General features: G+C 45.7%; 20 protein-coding genes and 1 pseudogene. 13 read left to right on the forward strand and 8 right to left on the reverse strand.

The window, feature by feature from the left end:
* The first annotated feature begins 115 nt into the window (after positions 1-115).
* Positions 116-439 carry a Grx4 family monothiol glutaredoxin gene (gene grxD, locus QUA07_RS10105; RefSeq protein WP_006634036.1) on the forward strand — a complete coding sequence of 108 codons (324 nt, stop codon included), beginning with the start codon at positions 116-118 and terminating at the stop codon, positions 437-439.
* A 300-nt stretch (positions 440-739) separates the two neighbouring features.
* Here grxD and QUA07_RS10110 read toward each other — a convergent pair whose 3' ends face one another.
* Positions 740-988, reverse strand: coding sequence for a DUF6761 family protein (locus QUA07_RS10110; protein WP_006634037.1), 249 nt, complete (start codon positions 986-988; stop codon positions 740-742).
* A 595-nt stretch (positions 989-1,583) separates the two neighbouring features.
* Here QUA07_RS10110 and QUA07_RS10115 point away from each other — a divergent pair.
* Positions 1,584-2,318, forward strand: a complete 735-nt coding sequence (locus QUA07_RS10115; protein WP_333324629.1) for a response regulator transcription factor — start codon at positions 1,584-1,586, stop codon at positions 2,316-2,318.
* Positions 2,319-2,344: 26 nt separating this feature from the next.
* Here QUA07_RS10115 and QUA07_RS10120 read toward each other — a convergent pair whose 3' ends face one another.
* Positions 2,345-2,695 carry a 4a-hydroxytetrahydrobiopterin dehydratase gene (locus tag QUA07_RS10120; RefSeq protein WP_333324631.1) on the reverse strand — a complete coding sequence of 117 codons (351 nt, stop codon included), beginning with the start codon at positions 2,693-2,695 and terminating at the stop codon, positions 2,345-2,347.
* 264 nt (positions 2,696-2,959) lie between these two features.
* Positions 2,960-4,327, reverse strand: coding sequence for an aldehyde dehydrogenase (locus QUA07_RS10125; RefSeq protein ID WP_333324633.1), 1,368 nt, complete (start codon positions 4,325-4,327; stop codon positions 2,960-2,962).
* A 163-nt stretch (positions 4,328-4,490) separates the two neighbouring features.
* Between QUA07_RS10125 and QUA07_RS10130 the strand changes: the two genes are divergently transcribed.
* Positions 4,491-5,396: a glycine betaine ABC transporter substrate-binding protein gene (locus QUA07_RS10130; RefSeq protein ID WP_333324635.1), complete on the forward strand. Its 906-nt coding sequence runs from the start codon at positions 4,491-4,493 to the stop codon at positions 5,394-5,396.
* A 230-nt stretch (positions 5,397-5,626) separates the two neighbouring features.
* On the opposite strand, the gene QUA07_RS10135 is transcribed toward QUA07_RS10130, so the two are convergent.
* The gene (locus QUA07_RS10135) at positions 5,627-7,900 is read right to left on the reverse strand and encodes a bifunctional (p)ppGpp synthetase/guanosine-3',5'-bis(diphosphate) 3'-pyrophosphohydrolase (RefSeq protein WP_333324637.1); all 2,274 of its coding nucleotides are present in this window, start codon (positions 7,898-7,900) and stop codon (positions 5,627-5,629) included.
* A gap of 462 nt (positions 7,901-8,362) precedes the next feature.
* On the opposite strand from QUA07_RS10135, the gene patD reads away from it, so the two are divergent.
* The 6 genes from patD (at position 8,363) to QUA07_RS10165 (ending at position 13,614) form a co-directional block, all read left to right on the forward strand.
* Positions 8,363-8,749 carry a heterocyst frequency control protein PatD gene (gene patD, locus QUA07_RS10140; protein ID WP_333324639.1) on the forward strand — a complete coding sequence of 129 codons (387 nt, stop codon included), beginning with the start codon at positions 8,363-8,365 and terminating at the stop codon, positions 8,747-8,749.
* A 57-nt stretch (positions 8,750-8,806) separates the two neighbouring features.
* Positions 8,807-9,391, forward strand: a complete 585-nt coding sequence (locus tag QUA07_RS10145; protein WP_333052547.1) for a zf-TFIIB domain-containing protein — start codon at positions 8,807-8,809, stop codon at positions 9,389-9,391.
* 262 nt (positions 9,392-9,653) lie between these two features.
* Positions 9,654-11,327 carry an ABC transporter ATP-binding protein gene (locus QUA07_RS10150; protein ID WP_333324641.1) on the forward strand — a complete coding sequence of 558 codons (1,674 nt, stop codon included), beginning with the start codon at positions 9,654-9,656 and terminating at the stop codon, positions 11,325-11,327.
* A 126-nt stretch (positions 11,328-11,453) separates the two neighbouring features.
* The gene (locus QUA07_RS10155) at positions 11,454-12,527 is read left to right on the forward strand and encodes an RNA polymerase sigma factor, RpoD/SigA family (RefSeq protein ID WP_333324643.1); all 1,074 of its coding nucleotides are present in this window, start codon (positions 11,454-11,456) and stop codon (positions 12,525-12,527) included.
* A gap of 175 nt (positions 12,528-12,702) precedes the next feature.
* A complete protein-coding gene (locus tag QUA07_RS10160; protein ID WP_333324645.1) occupies positions 12,703-13,188 on the forward strand; it encodes a GNAT family N-acetyltransferase in 486 nt (161 codons plus the stop codon).
* Positions 13,189-13,407: 219 nt separating this feature from the next.
* The gene (locus QUA07_RS10165; RefSeq protein ID WP_333038077.1) at positions 13,408-13,614 is read left to right on the forward strand and encodes a glycogen debranching protein; all 207 of its coding nucleotides are present in this window, start codon (positions 13,408-13,410) and stop codon (positions 13,612-13,614) included.
* On the opposite strand, the gene QUA07_RS10170 is transcribed toward QUA07_RS10165, so the two are convergent.
* Positions 13,611-13,775 (reverse strand): hypothetical protein, encoded by a 165-nt coding sequence (locus tag QUA07_RS10170; RefSeq protein ID WP_333324647.1) that lies wholly within the window; start codon positions 13,773-13,775, stop codon positions 13,611-13,613. The genes QUA07_RS10165 and QUA07_RS10170 overlap by 4 nt on opposite strands.
* Before the next feature lie 213 nt (positions 13,776-13,988).
* Here QUA07_RS10170 and QUA07_RS10175 point away from each other — a divergent pair, with 213 nt between their 5' ends.
* From QUA07_RS10175 to QUA07_RS10190, 4 genes and pseudogenes are all read left to right on the forward strand, one after another.
* Complete coding sequence (locus QUA07_RS10175) at positions 13,989-14,984, forward strand: AEC family transporter (protein ID WP_333324649.1); 996 nt, start codon at positions 13,989-13,991, stop codon at positions 14,982-14,984.
* 74 nt (positions 14,985-15,058) lie between these two features.
* Positions 15,059-15,900: pseudogene (locus tag QUA07_RS10180) on the forward strand (Uma2 family endonuclease).
* A 76-nt stretch (positions 15,901-15,976) separates the two neighbouring features.
* Positions 15,977-16,390: a nuclear transport factor 2 family protein gene (locus QUA07_RS10185; protein ID WP_332978470.1), complete on the forward strand. Its 414-nt coding sequence runs from the start codon at positions 15,977-15,979 to the stop codon at positions 16,388-16,390.
* Between the two features lie 362 nt (positions 16,391-16,752).
* The gene (locus QUA07_RS10190) at positions 16,753-17,241 is read left to right on the forward strand and encodes a hypothetical protein (protein ID WP_333324651.1); all 489 of its coding nucleotides are present in this window, start codon (positions 16,753-16,755) and stop codon (positions 17,239-17,241) included.
* 123 nt (positions 17,242-17,364) lie between these two features.
* Here the strand turns inward: QUA07_RS10190 and QUA07_RS10195 are convergent, their stop codons facing one another.
* The 3 genes from QUA07_RS10195 to QUA07_RS10205 form a co-directional block, all read right to left on the reverse strand.
* Complete coding sequence (locus QUA07_RS10195; RefSeq protein ID WP_333139431.1) at positions 17,365-18,033, reverse strand: 2OG-Fe dioxygenase family protein; 669 nt, start codon at positions 18,031-18,033, stop codon at positions 17,365-17,367.
* Positions 18,034-18,220: 187 nt separating this feature from the next.
* On the reverse strand, positions 18,221-18,985 hold the full coding sequence (locus tag QUA07_RS10200; RefSeq protein WP_333324653.1) for an aldolase/citrate lyase family protein: 765 nt from the start codon (positions 18,983-18,985) through the stop codon (positions 18,221-18,223).
* 92 nt (positions 18,986-19,077) lie between these two features.
* Positions 19,078-19,590, reverse strand: coding sequence for a hypothetical protein (locus QUA07_RS10205; protein WP_333324655.1), 513 nt, complete (start codon positions 19,588-19,590; stop codon positions 19,078-19,080).
* Between the last annotated feature and the right edge of the window lie 94 nt (positions 19,591-19,684).

A 19,684-nucleotide genomic window follows, 5' to 3' on the forward strand; every position in this document is an offset into this window, starting at 1 on the left:
CAAAAACCCGGTTTTTTTTACCGGAATCTATGGCTGTAACGAAAGATTTTCGTAAAAAACGCGGTTTCTGCGTCAGTCAACGTTTAAAAATTTTCAAACAATATTAGGACCTACCATGAGTACAACAGCACATCAAAGAATTGACGAGTTGGTTAAGCAAAACAAAATCATGGTGTTTATGAAGGGCAATAAGTTAATGCCCCAGTGTGGTTTTTCTAATACTGTGGTGCAAATTCTCAATACTTTGGGAGTGCCTTACGAAACTGTTGATGTTTTGGCAGACCAGGAAATTCGTCAAGGCGTTAAAGAGTATTCTCAATGGCCGACAATTCCCCAAGTTTATATCAACGGGGAGTTTATTGGCGGCTCGGATATTATGATCGAGATGTATCAAAAGGGCGAATTGCAAGAAGTTGTAGAAGTGGCTTTGGCTTCTTAAATTAGACCTAAAAAACATTTCCCCGACTTCTTAAAGAAGTCGGGGAAATAACAGCAATCGCGTTTTACGTTGAATTAGGTTGATTTACTTAATTATTCGTTACCAGGCAAAGCCTAGGAACGCAATGCAGTGGGCTAGGCATCGAATTTTTAGGCTCCCAAAGCGAGGCCGAGCCTGTGGACATCGGTTCCGAGGCATAGCCAGGGAACCCGTTAAAATTGCCAATTCCCAATTCCCAATTCCCAATTCCCAATTCCCAATTCCCAATTCATCAAGGGTTTATCAAACCGAATTTGCTATTTAATAGTAGTCTGCTTCAGTTTGGGTCTGTGGCATTGCAAAATTGGAGGGGTCGTGAATGTAACGCGCTGCTTCTTCCTCTAGTCTATGAATCAGATAGGGTTCCAGGCCGTTGGAATGCCGCAGGGCTGCTAAATAGCCGTCTAAGTAAAGCCGCAGGTCATCGAAGCGATAACCTCTATTCCACATTTCGACGAGGGCGTCGGTGAGTTTTTGGTAGTGCCGGATTGTTTGGGTGTCTTGTAGCATGGTATGAGCTTGAAATCCTTTGTGGTTTGTATAATGACGGCGGGATTTAGGAAAGGCCTCGATTGATGCTGAGTGGCTCAGCTTGAGGCTATTTCTAAATAAAAGTTTTTACCCTGCTCAACAGGCTACCCTCCATAAAAAATTTCACTCGTTGCAATGCAGTTGCTCGACTTTTTGCGCGCACCTAGATAATTCGCTGTGCGTTTAATTAAGTCGGGATGTGGCTGAATTTGACGGTCAAAGTGGCTGAGTGTTCCGGCTACCGAGCGAACGGTTGGAGGAATTCTAGTTTCACTTGCGCGATTTGTCAACCTCCTGGGAGTGGGGGCTGGGTCGGGGGGATCGCTTTTAGCAGGCGGTTGGGGCATGGGATCGATCGGCTTTACACTGTCTTATTTTCATTGTAAGCTTACCGCCAGAATGATTTCACCTTTCTGCAGGCTGACCCTGCCAAATTAACCCAATCTTTAAAATTCGTACCCTAGGTATGTCCGCTGCTTTAAATGCAGCTAATGCTTGAGTAGCGATGGTTACAAAAGCTTGACAAAAGCTCTGTTAACCTTGTAGCAATTAGTGATATGGGAAGCTCGCCTCTGTGGAATCTGCAAGTATTTCAATTGTTGAAGGGAATCCGCACCTGCGATCGCTCTTGGGCTGGCATCTACAGCAAGTCGGTCACTGGGTGCACCAGTCAGCGGATATCAGTCACGCTAGGGAAATATTTTTCAGCCGTCAGCCAACCCTAGTCATTCTGGATGCCCAATTGCCGGATGGGGATGGTTTGGAATTTTGCAACTGGCTGCAACAGCAGCAGCAGTCGCTGATTTTGATGCTGTCGGCGCGGAATTCGGAATCGGATATTGTTGAAGGTTTGAAGGCGGGCGCAGACGATTACCTGACTAAACCCTTTGGGATGCAAGAGTTTATGGCCAGGGTGGAAGCTCTGATGCGCCGTAACCGCACGATGGTACCGCCGGCGACGCTGGAGTGCGGGCTGCTGAAAATTGATTTGGTGCAGCGCCGAGTCAGGTTGTACGAGGAACATATTGAGCTGACTCCCCAGGAATTTAGCCTGCTGTACGTGCTAGCTCAAGCTGGAGGAGTGCCGCTGTCGCGCTCGGATTTGCTGCGTCGGGCCTGGCCCGATGCGATTGATAACCCCCGGACGATCGACACTCACGTACTCTCTCTGCGTAAAAAAATCGAAATCGACCCGCGACAACCGAGCCTGATTCAAACTGTGCGGAATGTCGGCTACCGACTCAATCTGGAGTTGTTGAATGGGAATCAACGGCTTTCTCCGCTGGTACCGGGAGCTGTGAGTTCTTAGACTACGATCGAGCTATAAGTAGGATTTTATTTTGAGAATTGATTGGCGATCGCATCTGTTTTCGCAGCCATAATAAAATCATTGCGATGCAGTCCAGAAATCGCGTGAGTCCACCAAGTCACGGTAACTTTTCCCCACTCGGTTAACAGTGCGGGGTGATGTCCTTCGGTTTCTGCTGCTTCGCCGACGCTGTTTGTAAAGGCGATCGCACTTTTGAAATCCGGGAATTCGTAGGTACGTTCTATTTTGGGAATGCCATTTTTTTCGATTAAATTCCAATCGGGAATTTGAGGTTTGAGTTGGACAATTTCGTAAGCTGTGACGCGGGGAGAGTTTGGGCGGCAGGCGGCACAGCGTTCTGTTGCTAAAGGTTCCATAAATTGCTTGTTAGCGAGAAGATGCTAAAAGATATTATAGACATTTCTAATCTGAATTATTTTGGGCGGGGCAACTGTCCTTTAGGAGTGACGTAGAGAGTGCGATCGAAATCGTTCAAAAAACCGATGAGCAATCATTTAAAGCTTTTGGAAATAATAGTTCACAGTGGAATCGCTTAAACCGATAATATCAGGAAGGGGCGGGTTGATTTGGCTATCTTTCTGAGATTGTAAACCTTGGTGAAGCCGCCCCTCCAAGTGCGCTTAACCGATAATTTTCTTAATCAAATCCAACTTACCTAGATAGGGAGCGTACCGCCATTTTAAGTCAAGTAAAAATGACTTTTGCAGCACGCTTTTGTAATGAGAAAAAGTATCAAAACTCGCTTTTGCGTGATAGCTACCGATGCCGCTTTCACCAACTCCGCCAAAAGGTAAATCTTTTACTCCCACTTGCATAACCGTGTCGTTGAGACAAACTCCCCCCGAAGAAGTTTCCCGCAAAACTCGCTCTTGTTTCTCTTTATCCTTCGAGAACAAATACAAAGCTAAGGGTTTGGGACGGGCGTTGATTTGGGCGATCGCCTCTCCAAAATCATCATACTCCAAAACTGGCAAAATCGGCCCAAAAATCTCATCCTGCATCACCGGCGAATCCCAGGAAACACGATCTAAAACCGTCGGTGCAATATATCTATCTTCCGGCTTAACTTCCCCACCGACGACAATTTCTCCATCTTTGATAAACGCACTCAAACGGTCTAATTGCCGCTGGTTGATAATCCGCGAATAGTCGGGACTTGTTTGCGGATTGTCGCCGTAAAATTCGTGAATGACTGTTTTAATTGCTGTCATCAAAGCAGGTTTAACTTTTTTATCAACTAATAGGTAATCGGGAGCAATGCAAGTTTGTCCTGCATTGATAAATTTGCCCCATGCAATGCGTTTTGCGGTGTATTCAACCTGAATGTCGGAGTCTACAATGCAAGGACTTTTGCCACCTAATTCCAAGGTTACAGGTGTCAGGTGTTTAGCGGCAGCTTCCATGACAATTCGACCGATTTTTGTGCCTCCGGTAAAGAAGATGTGGTCGAATTTTTCCGCTAATAATTGTTGGCTGATTTCGACTCCTCCTTCGACGGCGGCTACGTAGGCGGGATCGAAGGTTTTGGATATCATGTCGGCGATAACTTCGGAGGTGTGCGAGGCGATTTCCGAAGGTTTGAGAAGTGCACAGTTGCCGGCGGCGATCGCCCCGACCAAGGGTGATATCATTAACTGAAACGGGTAATTCCAAGGCCCGATGATTAACACTACGCCCAAAGGTTCAGGGTAAATGCGGGCTGATGCTGGGAATTGATCTATCGAAGCAGGCACTTTTCTCGGCTTTACCCACGATTTGAGGTTTTTGAGGGCATAATTAACTTCGGCAATCGATGCGATTTCAAGATAAGCCTCGAATTCCGGCCGACCCAGGTCTGCCTTGACGGCATCGACTATTCGTGATTGATTAAGTTCGATCGCACTTTTAAGTTTTTTCAGTTGTTCAAGCCGAAAATCCACATCTTTCGTTTTCCCAGTCGCAAAAAATTGCCGCTGCTGCTGGATAATATCGCTGACGCTGATTACCATTTTTTGTCCTCCATGTCTATAAATAAATGTTACAACAGTAAAAGGAAAGTCGGGTAAAGTGCGATCGGTGTTAAAGCGTAGACTTCTGGAATAAGTCTGCGATCTGGGCTTTATGCTATAACTTATAAGGTATTAATTGTAGATTTTTAATGTGAGTTAAGTCATGAAAATATCTAAGAACGATTTTTTTTTCTATTCCTGCTGGCTGCTTTGCTTGCTTGCAGTAGCAGGATGTACCTCTAAGCCCGCAAAGCAAGTTGTCATCTGCTCAAAAGACTTTACCGAACAAGCCATTCTCGCAGAAATTTTAGCACAGCACATCGAAGCTAAAACAGATATCAAAGTAGAACGAGAACTGAATCTCGGAGGTTCGCTTTGCCATCAATCCCTAACAGCAGGTAAAATCGATTTGTACGTCGAATATACGGGTACTGCTTACGCCAACCTGCTCAAACAGAAACCGATTTCTGACCCCAAAAAAGTCCTCGATTACCTCAAACAAGAATATCCCAAACAGTTTAAAGCAGAATGGACGGAACCGCTAGGATTTAATAACAGTTTTGCGATTATTGTGCGGGGAGACGATGCCAAAAAACTCAATTTACAAACTCTCTCGCAACTTGGGAAAGCTTCACCTAACCTCCGGGCTGGTTTCGGCCCAGAATTTAACGAGAGAGAAGATGGCTTTCCCGGATTGGCTAAAACTTACGGGATTAAATTTCGAGAACAACCGAAGGAATTGCTGTTAGGATTGCTTTATCAAGCGCTGCAACAAAAAGAAGTAGATGTGATTGCTGGTAATACGACGGACGGTTTGATTCAAAGTTTGGGTTTAGTAGTTCTCAAAGATGACAAGAACTATTTCCCGCCCTACGAAGCAGTTCCGGTTGTGCGATCGCAAGTTTTGGAAAAATACCCGGAATTGCGTCCAGTCCTCGCACAATTGGGTGGCAAAATCTCTGAGGAAGATATGCGACGACTCAACTATCAAGTTGATAAGAAACAGCAGGAAGCCGGACAAGTGGCGCGGGAGTTTTTGCAGCAAAAGTTGGGCGTGTCAAAGCCATAAGACCTGTTGCATAAATCTTTGATTGATAGGTCAACCGCAGATGTTAGGCAGATAAACACAGATAAACGCAGATAATGTTAAGAAGACCGGGCGCTGGAAACCGCGTCTATAAAAAGAAAACCCGCCTGGTGCGGGTTGAAGAACAGGCGGTTAAAATTACCTTATTTTTTTCAGTCCGCTTGGAGTGGAGTTCGTTTTTGTAGGCGCGGTTTCAACCGCCGTCTTTGCTCTTAATTCACTTCACTCAGCCTCCGCAAATTCAAAATATCGCTCATCTTTTTAATTTGCATACAAGTCCGCTCAAACTGTTGTTTATCCTGGATATCCATGCACAAGTCAATTAATGCCGGCAATCCGGGGTAGGTTTTGACTTGAGCGCTGCGGACGTTTACTTGGTTGTCCTTTAAATGCGATAAAACATCATTGAGAACTCCCACTCGATCGAGGGCTTCAATTTGAATGTTAACCGGATAAGTGTTGGGTCGAGATTCATTGCGGTTGCTGGAATTCCAACTCACAGGAACCAACCGATCCCCAGGTACGCTTTCAACATTTGAACATCCTTGCCGGTGAATCGAAATTCCGCGAGTGCGAGTCACAACTCCAATAATTGATTCCCCAGGAATCGGACAGCAACAGCCGGATAAATGGTAAAGCAATCCCTCTACCCCTGCGATCGGCGATTTGCTCGGAGACGAACTCGGTACTGGTTTCGGTGTCGTCGATGCAGGTATGAGCATGGGCACTTCGTGGGTTCCTGCGGGAGCAGCTTCAATTTTTTGCTGCACTTTTACTAAATCTCGCAGTCGATTTACTACGAGATTTAGGGTGACTTCGCCGTAGCCCAAACCGGCGATTAAATCTTCGACGCTGTGGTAGTTGCAGCGCTGAGCCACAGACTGCATGGGTTCAGATTTCAGCAAAGATTCTAATCCGTTTTTACCTAATTCTTTTTCCAGCAATTCCCGCCCGCGAGCAAGATTTTCATCTCGGTGCGATCGCTTCAACCACTGACGAATTCGGTTTTTTGCTCCGTTTGTCTTGACAAAATTCAGCCAGTCGGAACTGGGATGACCATTTTTTTGGGTCAAGATTTCTACAATATCGCCATTCTTTAAAACCTTGTCTAGTGTTACCATTCGCCCGTTGACTCTGGCACCGGTGCAGTGATTACCAATTTCGGTGTGAATGCGGAAAGCAAAATCTACGGGAGTTGACCCGCTATTGAGAGCAATTACGTCTCCGTTAGGAGTAAAAACGTAAATATCTTCGTCGAATAAGTTGTCCTTAATGCTTTGTAAATATTCGCGATCGTCTTTGAGGTCGCTTTGCCATTCTAGGAGTTGTCGCAGCCAAGTAAATTTTTCGTCGTCGCCGGTGACTGTTGTGTTAGAACCGCCAGTTTCTTTGTATTTCCAGTGGGCGGCAATGCCGTATTCTGCAATGTGGTGCATTGCTACGGTGCGAATTTGCACTTCGATGGGGCGGCCGCTGGTTCCGATTACTCCGGTGTGCAAAGATTGATAGCGGTTGGCTTTTGGTAAACCGATATAATCTTTAAAGCGGCCGGGAATCGGGCGGAAAGAATCGTGGACGATCGCCAAAGCCCGATAACAGTCATCATTAGTTTCTACTATGATCCGCACCGCCGCAATATCGTACACTTGCTTAAACCCTTTTTGGCGGCGCTGCATCTTCGCGTAAATCCCGTACAAATGTTTGGGACGGCCGCTAACTTCATAGCATTTAATGCCTAAATTGTCAAGCCTTTCTCGCAAACTATCTGTGACTTCTGCGAGTTGAGTTTCTCGATCGGCCCGCTTCTCGGCCACCAATTCCTGAATTTCGCGGTAAGCTTCTGGTTCCAGGTATTTAAAGGCTAAATCTTCCAATTCCCACTTAAAGCGGCCGATACCCAAACGGTTTGCTAGGGGAGCAAAAATATCTCGGGTTTCTAGGGCAATACTGCGCTGCTTTTCTTCGGACAAATGCTCCAAAGTCCTCATGTTATGCAGCCGATCTGCCAGTTTGACGACAATGACGCGAATATCTTTAGCCATTGCTAGAAACATTCGGCGGAAATTTTCCGCAAGGCGCTCTGTTTTGCTGGAAAAATTAAATTTAGAAAGCTTGGTGACACCTTCAACCAACTGTCGCACTTCGGCGCCGAACCGTTGTTCTATTTCTTCGAGAGTAATATCTGTATCTTCAACAATGTCGTGGAGGAAGCCGGCGGCAATCATGACGTTGTTGCCGCCCATATACCTGAGTATTCCAGCGACAGCTACCGGATGGCAAATGTAAGGTTCTCCCGATTTGCGGTATTGTCCTTCGTGCAAGTCGCGGGCAAATTCAAAGGCCCGACAAATTAAGCTGTCGTCAGTCGAACAATTCGGGTTAGAGCCCCCATCCGGCTGCGATCGATTATTCAGGCATTCTTGCAGCCAATCGGGAACTACGGCAGGATCGATCGAAGGAGAGGGAGTCAGAGTGTTCGCGTTCATGGGGTACACCTTTAAAACTTAGAAATACAAATGGTTAAAAGCCGGTTTCCGGTTGAATTGCCGAAATTATGTGTTTAGCTATACTAAACTAATTGAATGCCACAATTTGCAATTCAAAAAAATAGTCGATTTTTCTCAAACTATACCTATGTAATCCGGAGTCGCCCCCCCTCGGAGGTAGGAAAATATAGTGACACCACTGCCGCCGCCGCAGTCTGTCGAACGAGGAAAATCGGGTAAAATCAGCAGATTTGGGCGGTAGCCGTGGAGGTTGCGGGGGATCGGCATTTACCGGCAACGCTAAACTAAAAGCAGCAGCCAGAAGGGTAGAGTTAGGGCAGAAAATCGAAAAAAGTTCTCACAAAACAGGGAATTGCTCCAAAAACGCACCGCTTCCCTCCATATGAGCAAACTTAAGTAAGTATCTACTTTGATTATAAATACAAATTTGTTTACAAAATCATGATATTGTCCGAAGACCGCCGCCAGTGCTACCAAGAATTACAGCAAGCACTAGAACAACTACAAAGAACTGCTGCACAGGATAATGTGGATCGGGTCGCGCTGGCGATCGAATACACAAAAGTGCAACAATTTTTCGGAAACCAAATTATGAGAGCCGAAAGCGATGAGTTAGACGCCTCAGAAACACCCCCAGAGCAGTCCTATTTGACGGAAATTCACAAGCAACTGCGGTTATTGGGGACAGATGTCACCTTTTTGCAAGCGTCGCGCCAGCCAGCGACAGCAAAGGCGAGGCAAACTGCGGCGATCGCGCGGCTTAACACGCTAATTGGCTACTGTGGCGCGCTGCTGCAAAAAAATTCTGGTTCTTCAGGGCCCGCCTAGATACAGAATTAATAATTGAATTAACAGGGAATTAATAAGGCAAGGAGAAATAAAGCGGTGGAATGTCCAAAATGTAAACATCCCAATTTAGAAGGCGGTACCTTAGCCGGCCGTATGTCGGTGCAGTGGTGTCCCAACTGTTACGGTATCTGGATTCCAGGCCGAGAATACGAAGCTTGGCAAAAAGAGCAAAGCCAGTGGTACAACAAATCCGAGAAGCCTGATGCGACAGCGACTCTCGGCATAGAATTCACGCCGTCTCCCTACGACAGCAAAGCAGCGCTGTGTCCCGAAGACGGTCACTATCTGTCGCGGGCGAAAGTTCCTTTCAGCAGAGTGCCCTTTTACATAGAGCGCTGTATGTTGTGCGGGGGCATTTGGTGCGATAACGGCGAGTGGGACATTCTCGAAAGTCTGGGATTCCACACCGAGATTGACAAGATGTTTTCTCCGAATTGGCAAGCTAAGGCCCGCGTGCAAGAACTCGCCTCTAGGGAACGTCAAGTGCTGACTGAGAAGCTGGGGCCGGATATCGCCGGATATGTATTGGAACTCGCGGAAGTTTTAGCAGACCATCCTCACGCAGATTGTGCCGCTACTTACATACTGCGGAGAGCTGAGTTGAAGCGAAGGGAAATTTAGTCAGTTGATGGTTGTCAGTTGTCAGTTGTTAGTTGTCAGTTGTCAGTTGTCAGTTATCAGTTGCTCGGTGAATGATGTACTAATAAAAGCTTTGTTTGTAGCTATTTTTATTTGTATTTACAAACAGCAGAGCAGTCTCTTGCCAATAACTAATAACTCTGGAACACTAAGAAGTAACAACTAACAGCCAGTATATTGACCATTAAATAACAAATAACAAATAACAACTGACCACTGACTACTGACTAAGGACTAATGACTAATGACTAATGACTCTTCTCTATTTTCCGTTGACAATCTGCGAGTAGCTTATCCTCAGCGGCGGGGCCAATCCGGTTGGGCCGTTGACGGGGTTTCCCTGACGCTGAAACCGGGGGAAAAGCTCGGATTAGTTGGGGAGTCTGGGTGCGGTAAGTCAACTTTGGGAAGAGCGGCGATGCGGTTGCTGCCGGATTCAACGCTGATTGAGGGGCGAGTTAGTTTTGCTGGAGAGTCGGTGTTCGATATGAATGCTTCGCGGCTGAGACAATTTCGGGGCGAAGCTGTAGCATTGATTTTTCAAGATCCGATGACTCGTCTCGATCCTTTGATGACTGTAGGAGAACATTGCATCGAGACTTTGCAAGCTCACAGACCGAATTTGGATCGCAAGCAAGCTAAGAAACGGGCGATAGAAACTCTGGAAGCTGTGAAAATTCCCGCGTCTCGCTGGTCGCAATTTCCCCACGAATTTAGCGGCGGAATGCGGCAAAGAGTAGCAATTGCTTTGGCTCTTTTGCTCGATCCCAAATTAATTGTGGCGGACGAACCGACTACAAGTTTGGACGTAACTGTAGCTGCTCAGATTTTGCAGGAATTAACCAGACTTTGCGAGGAACGGGGAACGGCTATTTTGTTGATTTCTCACGATTTGGCGATGGTGGCTGAGTATTGCGATCGCATTGCGGTGATGTACGGCGGTAAAGTCGTAGAAACAGGGCCGGTGCTAAACGTGTTTGAAAAGCCGCAGCACGAATATACTCGATCGCTCCTCAAAGCAGCTTTGCACATTCAAGCCGATTCTGACAAAGGATTAGCATTCGAGGAAATCAGGACTGAAGCCGTTACTGCAAACTCAACAAATTCGCCTCTTTTGACCGTAACGAATTTGCAGCAACACTACAGTTTAGAAAGCAATTTATTAGATCAGTTGTTTTCCAGGAATCGCCAGGTAATTAAAGCAGTAGACGGCGTTAGTTTAGAGCTACAACGGGGAGAAATCCTAGGGCTGGTGGGGGAGTCCGGCTGCGGCAAAAGTACCTTGTCACGCACGATTTTGCAGCTAATTACCGCGACTGGTGGCAAAGTGGAATTTCAAGGAATAGATATAACTGCCCTGAACCGCGATGCTGTGAGGAAGCACCGCCGCGAAATGCAAATGATCTTTCAAGACCCCCACGCTTGCCTGAATCCGATGATGACTGTCGGGCAAAGTATTGCTGACCCTTTGTTTATTCACAAATTAGCTAATGGCAGCGAAGCTAAAAAACAAGTAATCCAAATGTTAGAGCGGGTAGGTTTAAGTCCAGGGGAGGATTTCTTTCGTCGCTATCCGGGGGAATTGTCAGGAGGACAACAGCAGCGAGTTTCGATCGCCCGCGCTTTAATTACTCGGCCGCAACTGATAATTTGCGACGAACCTGTGAGTATGCTGGATGCCAGCGTGCAGACTCAAGTTTTAGAGCTGATGTTGGAGTTGAAGCAGGAATTTAATTTGACTTATCTGTTCATTACGCACGATTTGTGGGTGGCGAGATTTTTTTGCGATCGCATTGCGGTAATGAATGCCGGAAAAATTGTTGAAATCGGTAAGACTAGAGATATTTTTACTAATCCGCAGCACCCTTATACTCAGCAATTATTGCAGGCAGCTCCTTTACTGGCTCGAACTCAATAGAAAGGTATAAAATTGGGGCCATCTAATTTCTGTCACGGGCTTCTAGATGGATTTCGGAAATTTCCGGTTAAATTGGTTAAAGTTAAGGGATACTTTTCAAATCCTTCCACCGACACCAAGCACGATATGGCAGAATCTGACCTAGGCAGTTTTGCGGTGGCACCCGAAGCCTCATTCGCGATCGCACAAGATGAAGACACTGAGATCGATCGTCCGACGGTAACTCGATCGTCAGCATACAACAACTGGTCTGCCGACGATCCAGTGGGAGCTTTGTTCAAGGAAATGGCTCGGTATCCTCTACTGACAGCAGCCGAAGAAGTAGAGTTAGCGCGCCGCGTTCAAGAATTGGTAGCCCTGGATGAACTAGAACAGCGTTTGCAGCAGGAATTCGACAGAGTGCCGACAAAAGCTGAACTCGCAACGGCTTTGGGGATAAGCGAAACTCAACTGCAACAGCTTCGCCACCAGTGTCAGTCGGCGAAACGGAAAATGATCAGCTCGAATTTGCGCTTGGTGGTTTCGATTGCCAAACGCTATCTTAATCGGGGCGTGCCTTTTCTCGATTTAATTCAGGAAGGAGCTTTGGGTTTAAACCGGGCCGCCGAAAAGTTCGATCCGGAGAAGGGTTACAAGTTTTCTACTTATGCCTATTGGTGGATTCGCCAAGGAATTACCCGGACAATTGCCAATCAAGGGCGGACGATTCGTTTGCCTGTTCACATTGTCGAACAGTTAAATAAACTCAAAAAAGTTTATCGAGATTTGAGGCGTTCTCTTCAACGCAATCCAACTGAAACTGAACTTGCTAGAGAAATGCAAGTTTCTTGCGAACAGCTTCGCTACCTCCAGCAAGTACGTCGGCAATCTTTGTCTCTCAACCACCGCATCGGCTCAGAAGAAAGTTCGGAACTTTTGGATGTTCTGGAAGATAACGCGACGCAATCTCCCGAAGCTCAGATGAATGAGATGATGATGCGCCAAGATATTTTGGAGGTGTTGGACAGTATTTTGACTGAGCGGGAAAAAGAGATTGTTGCTATGCGTTACGGTTTGCTGACGGGCGAACCTTACACTTTAGAAGAGGTCAGCAGTTTGTTCAATTTGTCCCGCGAACGAGTCCGTCAAATTCAAAATAAGGCAATGCGAAAGCTGCGCCGCCCTCAAGTGACGGAACGATTGAAGGGCTGGTTGAAATAAGCAAAAAAAATTGAGTTGGGATTGTGAAAAATATTAAAATTATTGTGGGTGGGCACTCCAAGGCTGCCCTAAATATGCTAATTCAAGGTTGACAAACTTAATTAAAAATTACAAATCAAAAATGTCTTGATGTGGTATTTTTAATTGTTGATTGTCGCGTCCTACTTACTTATTTATGTCTTCTGAGGTAATTTTGCGCCCAGCTACCCGCGCTGACGTGCCGGTGCTGTTTGATTTGATTAAAGCTTTAGCTGACTACGAAAAATTATCTCATGCCGTTACTGGCAATGCCGTTGATTTGGAGCATCATTTGTTTGGCGATCGACCTTTTGCTGAAGCGATTTTAGCCGAGTGCGAAAATCGAGTTGTGGGCTGGGCGCTGTTTTTTTACAATTATTCTACTTTTTTGACTCAGCCGGGAATTTATTTGGAAGATTTGTTTGTGATCCCTGAGTTTCGAGGGCGGGGAATTGGCAAGTCTTTGATAGTTTATTTAGCGCAGTTGACGGTGGAAAGGGGCTGCGGGCGTTTGGAATGGAGTGTTTTGGATTGGAATGAATTGGCGATCGGATTTTACAAGGGTATCGGTGCTGATGTGATGCCCGACTGGCGGATTTGCCGGGTTGCGGGCGAGTCTTTGGCAACTTTGGCATCGAAGTAATTCAGGGTGGGCTAGGAGCAACGCCCCACAAAAAATTCATCTGTTCCACACACAGGCATCTTGCCTGTGTGTGGAACAGGCATCTTGCCTGTGTGCGGAACAGGCATCTTGCCTGTTAAGCTAAAAGGCCGCACTCCGGTTAATTAATACCGACCTACTTAAGTGGCAAAAATATAGGAAAATTTAAGTAACAGTAGATTTTGATTGAGAGAGTAGATCGTGATTATTTGGGTAAACGAGCAAATCGATCCGTCTGGTATTCTTTATTCTTGCATTGCTTGTTGCGATGAGACTCAAGCGAAGGATTGCCACGAATCTTTTGAGAAGAATTTGACGGCAGAGCAAAAACAGCAGGGCTGGGTTGCTACCTTGCGGACTGTTAGTTCTTGGGATGAGGTGCCTGTTAATGCTTTGAAATTGAATTAATGAGTGCAAGTCATCAGCAGCTTTAGTGTCGCCCTGTTTCCGTTCGCTCGAAACGGCAGGAAAACGTGGGACATCTGTTTGGAAAAGGCAAGATAGCTCGATCGCACATTTGTCAAATTAACAGAGGTTTGGTGAATGTGAAGGCAAAAAGCTGCAAGCATTTGGGGCTGCCAGTCTGAGGATTGTGCCCTGGAAGGTGCGGGAATTTGGGCGGAAATTTTCGGGCCTGCAGTGCTGCCAACACGCTAGGACGAAAAAGCGTGCAAGTGCGATCCTCTTCGATGGCTCCGCTAACGACAATTGGCATTTCTTAAACTGATTTTAGCATTACTATTAATAGATAGAGGCATTTCCAATTGTCTAGTTAAATTTTTATGATTGAAACCTTATTTCACGCTTATACGCCTCTAGTTATCTGGACTGGCTTAGGACTGCTGCTGTTTCGGTACATCCCAGTTGACTTTCCCAAGCTGCTGAGCTACTTTCTTTTCTGGATTGGGATACCGCTGCAAATTCTAGTTTTAGCCCGTCACAGCGAATTTTCGGGTGCTGTGGGATTCACACCTGCGATCGCCATATTCGTGTTATTTCTGAGTACGAGTTTTGCTTGGCTGACTTGGGTATTATTGCGTAGGCTGAGTGCGGCCCACATCAAAAAGCCCTATTTTCAGGGCAAAAATTCTCTGGTAAATTTATTTTTATTAAATTTTAATTCCCTGAAGCGATCGAGCGAAGGGAGTTTTATCCTAGCTTCGATGTTAGGGAATACGGGCTTTGTTGGATTAGCAATCACCCCGTCTATCATCAGCACCGATAACACCAACTGGGCTGTCTTGTACAGCGTCACTAACAATGTTATTGGAACTTATTGTTTCGGTGTATTTATTGCTAGCTATTTCGGGAACTCCGAGCAAAAAAATCACTGGTGGACTCAGATCCGGGACGTGCTGACAGTTCCCGCTCTGTGGGCATTTTTAATTGGTTTTTATACTAGAAACATCCCCCTGCCCGAGATAGTGGAATCGGGATTGCAGACTGCTGTTTGGGTGGTAATTGCCAGTGCTTTGCTGCTGGTTGGCATCCGGCTGAGGTCTATTAAGAAATGGGAAAGTTTTGAACTGGCGTTAATCCCGTCGCTGTTAAAAGTGGTAATTGTGCCGGTGCTGATCGGATTGGGTGCTAGTTATTTCGGATTGAGCGGCGATCCGAGGTTCGTGTTGGTGTTGATGTCGGGAACGCCCACAGCTCTTTCTGTGCTGATTTTAGCAGAAGTCTACGAGCTCGATCGCGATTTGTTAGCTAGCAGCATCGCCATAACTTCCGTCGGGTTGCTGTTGATGCTTCCGCTGTGGTTAGCTGGGTTTAGTTAATATTAGCTAAAATTTCAAATCAGATGGCTCTAAAATTTCGCAGTACAATCAACAATAGCTGCACGGAAAAGACTATGAACGAGACAATAACTGCTACAGGTCTGCCTCCTGCATTCCCCGATCATACCCAATTGCCAGACGAAGACGGTACATTTGTAAAAAATTTTCAGGAGCATCCCCAGAGCATCATTCTGACAGATTCGATCGGGCCGGTTGTAGAGCGGCTGCATCCAGACGGACAATATGCGGGCAAGATTGCGGCATTTACTGGCGAGAAACTGACCCGCCAGAGCGAGGCGCAGAAGCACCGGATTGGTTTTACGTGCCGAATGTACCCGCAACACTTGACGGTTTTCGCCGTTCTTATGTACTTTGGCGGGAACACATGGCTCCGTTCATTGCTTTAGAATTTGCTAGCGGTAATGGAGATGAAGAGCGCGATTCCCTACCCTTCGGGAACCCCTACGGGGAACGGGATAGCTTCGCTTCACGTACTCCCTTGAGTGTGGCCGCTGACGGTACCACCACTAAACCGGGTAAGTTTTGGGTGTACGAGAGAATTATCCGCATTCCTTACTACGGCATTTATGAAATGAGAACGGGCAATTTAGAGGTCTATCACCTGATAGATTTTGTGTATCGAAGGATGGAGCCAAACGAACGCGGTCACTATCCCATTCCTGTACTAGATGTAGAATTGGGACTGTGGCAGGGAAGCTATCAAAATCAAGAACTGCTTTGGCTGCGGTGGTGGGATTCCCAGGGGAATTTGCTGTTAACTGGCTCCGAACAAGTTGAAATTGAGCGGGCTAGAACCGAGCAAGAACGGGAAAGAGCCGAACAAGCAGAGCGAAAAGTTACCCAGTTAGCCGATCGAATGCGAGCAATGGGAATCGATCCCGATGCTGAGGACTGATATCAAATTTTCAAAACTCTCTCTGTAGCGCGAGCATCCCGCACCTAATCTTTTATAATCACAAAAAACAAAGCTGATGGAAACTAAACCACCTCTACCGCCCTTTACGTTGGAAACGGCTAAAGCCAAAGTTCAAGCTGCTGAAGATGCCTGGAATACCCGCGATCCAGAACGAGTAGCCTTAGCTTATACGGAAGATTCTCAGTGGCGAAACCGTGCCGAATTCTTCAGCGGACGGGAACAAATCAAGGCTTTTTTAAGACGAAAATGGGCAAAGGAATTAGATTACCGTTTAAAGAAAGAACTGTGGAGTTTTACAGACAATCGGATTTCTGTTCGATTTGAGTATGAGTGGCACGATGATTCTGGCTACTGGTATCGCGCCTATGGTAATGAACAGTGGGAATTTGCAGAAAATGGGTTAATGCGAAGACGTGAAGCTAGCATTAATGATGTTCCCATTCAAGAGTCTGAACGGAAGTTTCGATAAAATTTATCTGTGAGTTGCTAGAGGCATAAACCTGGCTTTTTAGGAAAATATGCAGGTTTGTAGTGAGAACTTTAGTCATGATTGACTAAACGCCAGAAAGACGAATAAAGTCCTCACTACTAACGAAAGGTTTGTAGTAAGGACTTGAATCATGATTAGATTTATTGCAAAAATACAAGACACCCCACCCCAACCCTCCCCTTGAATCAGGGGAGGAGGCAAGATTATTCTTGTTTCCCCCCTGAATAAGGGGGGACTTGCGGGAGGTGAATTTGACTTTTGCAAGAACTCTAGAGAAGTTTATAGAGCATCTGCGATCGTGTAGAATCTGAAAAAACAATTTTAATGGAGTTTTGTTGCAAATGAAATTTTTGGCGATCGAAACACTAATTTTTAGTTCTATCCTTCTGTCAATCTCATCATTGTCCTCTGCTCAAAGTAATCAACAAGGATCTACAATTCTACCCACAGGAGCTTACTACGCTCAAGGAACAATGTTCAATAACTCCCGTAGAGAGATTGCACATCAAAACAATAGAATCTGCATCAAGATCGTCGATGGCCCTGCAACTCCCTACAAAGGAGTCGAATCTATCACAATTAGCAGCGTGTCTTTGGAAAATGGGAAATACTATATTGATGCAACTGGCACGGAGCTAGTATTAAAAAACAATGGAAAAGCATTCTCTGGCGACATTCGCGGTACATGGGAGTATAGAGGTATCTCCTCCGATCGCAGGAGTCAACCCATACAAGCTGAAAAAATGGCAGAATGTGTAGCTGCTCAAGGACGATATGTGCAGAAGATGGAAGGAATATCCATTTCAGGAATCGATTTTCCCAAGCATTAACCACGATCGAGATGGGTAAGGGCGCAACCAAAAGGTGCTCTGTGGGATGCAGTAATGGGTAATCGAAGTAAGGTGCGCGGCGCGCACCCTACATCATTAGGTTATTCGTGCCAGACTGTATCCTCAATCGGTAAGCAAACTCGGAGAAGTCAGCACAAAGACATCCCTGGTTCCCACCCCTTCAGATTCCGGTTTAATCGGTGTAGTAAAGTGGAAAAACTCGTGGTCGTTAACTAACAGCAATTCTCCCGGATGCAGAATTTTATTAAAAACAGGCTTCTCTTTTTTAGCCAAGTACAAATGCGTTTCCCCGCCTACAATATTAGTTCTGTCAACTGAGAAAATCCCGATAAAATCAGTACCGTCTTGGTGAATGCCTTCCGGTGCGGGGTTGCCAAAATTGTTTGGCGAACAAGTCGTCCTGATTTGATGGATGCCGATTTCAGCTTCCGGGTGAATTTTGCAGGAATCGAAAAAAGCAAAAATCATCTGTTTGAAATTATCGAGGGCGATTAGTCGATCGTCCAATTCGGCAAATTCCCGCCTGATATCACCCACTAGCGGATTGTATGTTTTGCTTTGATACAAATAGCCGTGAGGTAACTTAACTAACTCATTTCCGTTGACTGCAAACCGCGATAATCTTCTCGAACGATACTTACCTTTCACATACGGATCGACAGGCATATCGTCAAAAAATTCCTTGAAGCCTTCTAGCTTAATCGAGTTTACTTTTTTGAAAGTAAACATGAAGGCATAATCCAAATGAATGGATTCTAATACGGTTTTCATAGATTTTACTCCCTGAAGCCTTGCTCCCCTCCCTAAATTTGCCTGGAGGAGGTGTATGCTTCTACTCTAGCGCAGGATTTTTGTATGTGTCGTAAAAAACACTACAAAAATTGCAAAGATATCGTAAAGACGACAAGATGAATTGGGGGCTGGTTCTTCTTTTAATCCAAAATCCCCAATCTAAAATCTAAAATCGATTGACTGCTTTCACCAGCGACTGACAGGCCCGCAGGAAAACGGCAACATCGACCCCAAGTGCGACGTACTGAACGCCAGCATCAATCCACTGCTGGGCGATTTCGGGGTTTTCGGCAAAAGTACCGGCGGCTTTGCCTGCTTTGCGGATGGTTTGGACTGCCTCTTGCATCATGTCGATGACTCGGGGATCGCGGACTTGGCCGGGAATGCCGATCGACTGTGACAAATCGTAAGGCCCCAGAAAAATCACGTCCACCTCTGGCACAGTAACAATTTCTGCCAGGTTGTCGATGCCGCATTTGCCTTCGACATGAATCACAACTAAGGATTCTTCGTTGAGTCGATCGGTGATATTTGTACCTGCAGCGGTGTAAAGTCCTGCCCGCGTAGCAAAGGAAAGGCCTCGCGTGCCCAGAGGACTGTATTTAGCACTTTTGACAGCGGTTTCGGCATCGATTTTGCTTTCAATTTGAGGTACTTGAACTCCTGCACTGCCGATGTCGAGAGCTCGTTGAATTTGCGGCCCGTCGTTTTTGCGGACACGAACAATCGGTGCAATTCCGGTGCAGTCGGCGGCGCGACACAAATCTTCAGCAGCAAGCGGGTTTAGGGGGCCGTGTTCCATGTCGATAACGGCGAAATCAAATCCAGCGTGACCGCATATTTCCATGAATGCGGGATAAGCGCAGTTCATAAATAAACCGAGGACTGTTTCGCCTTGTTTAATTTTTTGTTTGAGTTTGTTTTGACGCATGGGTAATCCCGGAAAGTTTAGTTGTTTTTTACCGCAGATGAAGCCAGATTGTTTTTAATAATACACCTCAAATATGGTCGTAATAAATTACTTTATGTTAAGAGAATAGACAAAAATTTTATAGCTGCTTTTGCCTCTATCTTAAATGGAATCAAGCACAAAATCCAGCCAAAAATAAACATTCCTAAAATTGGTAAAAATATGGCTCCCACGGATGGTTCGACTAACCAAGCAAATAAAGAAAACATTCCAATACTGCCAGTTGTCCACAGCCACAGAATCAGAAATCCTATAACTGTTGTATGTAAACTCATCCTAATTCTAATGGAACAACCGAACTGTTGATTATGTATATCTCCTTGTATAATTGGGAACAATAAATGTCTACCGATGATGATGCGATTAATTTTGAAGTTTTTGCCATAAATCGTTCCTTCATAGGGTTTGGCAGGGGGCTGACCAAAGGGTAAAATTATTCTAAAAACTTTGGGAGGAGTAACAACTTCGTCCAACCTGCGTAAAACTTCCGAATAAGTTAAACTGGTGGTAATTGTTAAAGTCTCAAAAGGAATAAATAACCTAAAAAATTTGACTATCTTGAGCATAAGGTTCATCCGGCTGTTCAATAGTTGTTGCTGGTATTAATGCCTCTTCTCTAAAAAAGTTTTCCCTGACAACAGCGCGAAATACCAGTATACT

This window comes from Microcoleus sp. T3_A4 (assembly GCF_036700465.1).
Lineage (GTDB): Bacteria > Cyanobacteriota > Cyanobacteriia > Cyanobacteriales > Microcoleaceae > Microcoleus.

What these genes read in the sequence shown, in the direction of transcription:
- patD (WP_333324639.1), top strand. Translation starts at nt 8,363, where the DNA reads ATGATATTGTCCGAAGACCGCCGCCAGTGCTACCAAGAATTACAGCAA.
- QUA07_RS10130 (WP_333324635.1), top strand. Translation starts at nt 4,491, where the DNA reads ATGAAAATATCTAAGAACGATTTTTTTTTCTATTCCTGCTGGCTGCTT.
- QUA07_RS10190 (WP_333324651.1), top strand. Translation starts at nt 16,753, where the DNA reads ATGAAATTTTTGGCGATCGAAACACTAATTTTTAGTTCTATCCTTCTG.
- QUA07_RS10170 (WP_333324647.1), bottom strand. Translation starts at nt 13,775, where the DNA reads ATGCTTGCAGCTTTTTGCCTTCACATTCACCAAACCTCTGTTAATTTG.
- QUA07_RS10110 (WP_006634037.1), bottom strand. Translation starts at nt 988, where the DNA reads ATGCTACAAGACACCCAAACAATCCGGCACTACCAAAAACTCACCGAC.
- QUA07_RS10200 (WP_333324653.1), bottom strand. Translation starts at nt 18,985, where the DNA reads ATGCGTCAAAACAAACTCAAACAAAAAATTAAACAAGGCGAAACAGTC.
- QUA07_RS10175 (WP_333324649.1), top strand. Translation starts at nt 13,989, where the DNA reads ATGATTGAAACCTTATTTCACGCTTATACGCCTCTAGTTATCTGGACT.
- QUA07_RS10150 (WP_333324641.1), top strand. Translation starts at nt 9,654, where the DNA reads ATGACTAATGACTCTTCTCTATTTTCCGTTGACAATCTGCGAGTAGCT.
- QUA07_RS10155 (WP_333324643.1), top strand. Translation starts at nt 11,454, where the DNA reads ATGGCAGAATCTGACCTAGGCAGTTTTGCGGTGGCACCCGAAGCCTCA.
- QUA07_RS10160 (WP_333324645.1), top strand. Translation starts at nt 12,703, where the DNA reads ATGTCTTCTGAGGTAATTTTGCGCCCAGCTACCCGCGCTGACGTGCCG.
- QUA07_RS10120 (WP_333324631.1), bottom strand. Translation starts at nt 2,695, where the DNA reads ATGGAACCTTTAGCAACAGAACGCTGTGCCGCCTGCCGCCCAAACTCT.
- QUA07_RS10195 (WP_333139431.1), bottom strand. Translation starts at nt 18,033, where the DNA reads ATGAAAACCGTATTAGAATCCATTCATTTGGATTATGCCTTCATGTTT.
- QUA07_RS10185 (WP_332978470.1), top strand. Translation starts at nt 15,977, where the DNA reads ATGGAAACTAAACCACCTCTACCGCCCTTTACGTTGGAAACGGCTAAA.
- QUA07_RS10135 (WP_333324637.1), bottom strand. Translation starts at nt 7,900, where the DNA reads ATGAACGCGAACACTCTGACTCCCTCTCCTTCGATCGATCCTGCCGTA.
- grxD (WP_006634036.1), top strand. Translation starts at nt 116, where the DNA reads ATGAGTACAACAGCACATCAAAGAATTGACGAGTTGGTTAAGCAAAAC.
- QUA07_RS10205 (WP_333324655.1), bottom strand. Translation starts at nt 19,590, where the DNA reads ATGCTCAAGATAGTCAAATTTTTTAGGTTATTTATTCCTTTTGAGACT.
- QUA07_RS10125 (WP_333324633.1), bottom strand. Translation starts at nt 4,327, where the DNA reads ATGGTAATCAGCGTCAGCGATATTATCCAGCAGCAGCGGCAATTTTTT.